Raw genomic sequence first — 2979 nt, forward strand, 5'->3', positions numbered from 1 at the left:
ACGAGTGCCGGGAATGCGGCTTCCGGCTCGCATGGTCGCACTCCGGAGGTCAGGACGACGAGGACCGCTGGGACGACTGACGCAGATGTCGGAGGTCGCGTTTAGCGTTCTCGCGTGGCGGAGCGAGTCGAAGCGTGGTGGGCCCGACGGCAGTGGTCGAAAGGCACCGACGTGCCGTACGCGGTCGGGGCGTACCGCGAGGCGTGGGCGGCGTTCCCGGCGCTGATCCGGCAGTATCACCCCGACCTCAACGCGGGTATCGCGCTGAGCCAGGTCCCGCCCGCCGCGGAGGTGCTGCTGCTGTGGCAGTGCGACTCCGGGCACCGGTTCGCCGCGACGCCGACCGAGCAGCGGCTGCGGCCCGGCCGCGAGCGGCGCCGCAGTGCGTGGTGTCCCGAGTGCAGCGAGATCGCCGCCCCGACCCGCGTCGTCCCGCTGCCGATGCGCGACTCCGTCGACGCGCCGTCGCCGCCCGTGGCGGGGGTGCTGCGCGCCCGGAAGCCGAAGAAGGCCCGACCACTGTGCGAGAAGACGCCCGACCTCCCGCCCGGCGAGGCGTTCGTCTCCGTGTGCGCGCCGCGACCGGCATCCGCGGTGGAGGGCCGCCTGCGCGCCGACCTGTTCGCACGGCTGGCGCTCACCGAGGGGCTGAACGCCGTGCGCGTGGCCCGGCCGTTCTTCCAGCACCTCGAGATCTGGCCCGACCTCGTGCTCCCCGAGCTGCGCATCGCGATCGAGTACGACTCGATCGGGCGGCACGGTCTCGAGCACGTCGGCCGACGCGAAGAGGCCGACCGGCGGAAGGATCGCGCCCTCCGCGCGGTCGGCTGGGAGGTCGTGCGGCTCCGCACCGGGAAGCTCGAGCCCCTCGGGCCGCACGACCTGCAACTGTCGGCCTGGAACCGCGCGGCGCTCGACCGACTGGTCGAGACGCTGCGCGGCATCCGGGGTCCGCTCCTCGTGGATGCGTACGCGCGATGACGGGCGCTGACTCAGGCCGCGCCCACGCCCGGCAGGATCTCCTTCAGCAGATCGTCCAGCGTGACGACGCCGAGCAGCCGGTCGCCGTCCACCACCGTGGCCAACTGCACGCGACCGCGGCGCATGCGCGCGAGCGCGTCGTACGCCGAGGCATCCGGTCCGAGCACGAGCGGATCGCGCGCGATCGCCGCGGCCGGCGTCGACGGAGCGACCTCGAGCGTGTCGCGGACGTGTGCGACCCGAGCCGAGGCACCGGTTCCGACGAGGATCCGGAGGTGCGTGGATGCCGCAGCCGCCGCCTGCACGTCGGCCGCCGTGGCATCCGCGGGGACGGCCGTCGGCGTCCGGTCGGTGCGGACGATGTCTCCGACCGTGAGCGTCCCGAGCTCGATAGCCTGCGCGATCGGGGCGGAGTACTGCTCGTCGAGGGTTCCCGCGCGGCGCGAGTGCGCGACGAGTTCGCGGATCGTGTCGGCGTCCTGCCCGCCCGCCGCCGCCTTGTCCACCGGCTCGACGCCGGACGCGCGCACCAGGCGGTTCGCGATGCGGTTGATCCACAGCAGGAACGGTCGTAACGGCCAGGTGAGGGCGCGGGCCAGGATGCCGGTCGCCTTCGCCGCGGTCTCGGGGTGCGCGATCGCCCACGACTTCGGGGCCATCTCGCCGATCACGAGGTGCAGGAACGTCACGACGATCAGGGCCAGGAGGAACGCGAGGACGTCCGCGAGCACCGCGGGCAGCCCCCACTGCGCGAGCACGGGCGCGAGGGCGTAGTCGATCGCCGGCTTGGTGATCGCGCCCAGCAGGAATGTGCACGCCGTGATCCCGAGCTGCGCGAACGCGAGCATGACCGTGAGCTCGTTGACGCCGCGCAGGGCCGCGCGGGCCGAGGCGCTCGTCGCGGCCTCCGCCTCGAGTCGGTGGCGGCGGGCAGCGAGCAGCGCGAACTCGACGATCACGAAGAACGCACTCGCGACGATCAGCGCCGCGGTGATGAGGGTCACGAGCCACCAGCTCATCGGGCCACCTCCTCGTCGGAGACCGCGGCAGAGGAACGGTTTCGCTCCTGCAGTCGCACGACGAGCTGCGATGGGACGTGTCGGTCGACCTCCGCCACCGCGATCTCGAGCCAGCGGTCGACGAGCACACCCTGAACGACCTCGCCGGCACGCTCGGGCAGATCGACACGGACCACCGTGTCCACGCCGGGCAGATCGCCGTACGCCTCGATGACGAGTCCGGCCGCGGTCTCGACATCGCCAGCGGCGAGGTCGTGTCCGATGAGACGCTCCAGTTCGTCGAGGTGCAGGTCGCCCGGCACCGTCCACGCGGCGTCGCCGACCGACGTCACCTCGTCGATCTCCACGTCGTGCTCGTCGGACAACTCGCCGATGACTTCCTCCGTGAGGTCCTCGATCGTCAGGATGCCGTCGAAGTTGCCGTACTCGTCGACCACGCACGCGAGTTCGTTGCGGCTGCGCCGCATCCGCTCGAGGGCGACGGGCAGCAGCATCGACGTCGGCAGCACGACCGCTGGGCGCATGACGGACGACACCGGGGAGGTGGCATCCGGATTCCCGCGGAGGACGTCGATGAGCTCGACGACGCCGACGGGGGAGTCCTCGTCGCCGATCACCGGGTACCGCGTGTGGCCGGTCGCCATGAGCGCCCGCACCTCACCGACCGTGGTGTCGGGGTGGACCGAGTCGACCCGCGAGCGCGGGATCATGGCGTGCTCGACGTCGCGCTGGGGGAAGTCGAGGATGCGGTCGATGATCATCGACAGGTCGTCGGGCAGGTCTCCGCTGGCGCGCGACTCCTCGACGATCGCCTCGAGGTCGCGTGCGGTCGCGCTCTCGTCGACGTCCTCGAGCGGCTCGATGCGCACGAGGCGCAGCAGCGCGTTGGCGGCCACGTCGAACACCGTGATGAGCCAGCCGAACGCGAGCAGGTAGATGCGGGTCGGCACGGCGAGTGCTCGCGCGAGCGGCTCGGGGT

The 2979-nt window shown here is 72.1% G+C and carries 3 protein-coding genes; 1 reads left to right on the top strand and 2 read right to left on the bottom strand.

Annotated features, from left to right (window positions below; genetic code table 11):
- Positions 1-114 precede the first annotated feature (114 nt).
- Complete coding sequence (locus AVW09_RS15125; protein ID WP_063258848.1) at positions 115-981, top strand: zinc-ribbon domain-containing protein; 867 nt, start codon at positions 115-117, stop codon at positions 979-981.
- 11 nt (positions 982-992) lie between these two features.
- Here AVW09_RS15125 and AVW09_RS15130 read toward each other — a convergent pair whose 3' ends face one another.
- Both AVW09_RS15130 and AVW09_RS15135 read right to left on the bottom strand, forming a co-directional pair.
- Positions 993-2000 carry a CNNM domain-containing protein gene (locus AVW09_RS15130; protein WP_063258849.1) on the bottom strand — a complete coding sequence of 336 codons (1008 nt, stop codon included), beginning with the start codon at positions 1998-2000 and terminating at the stop codon, positions 993-995.
- The coding region (locus AVW09_RS15135; protein WP_063258850.1) for a hemolysin family protein at positions 1997-2979 on the bottom strand (983 nt) is incomplete at its 5' end. The genes AVW09_RS15135 and AVW09_RS15130, both read right to left, overlap by 4 nt.

The organism is Microbacterium sp. T32 (genome assembly GCF_001619615.1).
Classification (GTDB): Bacteria; Actinomycetota; Actinomycetes; order Actinomycetales; family Microbacteriaceae; genus Microbacterium.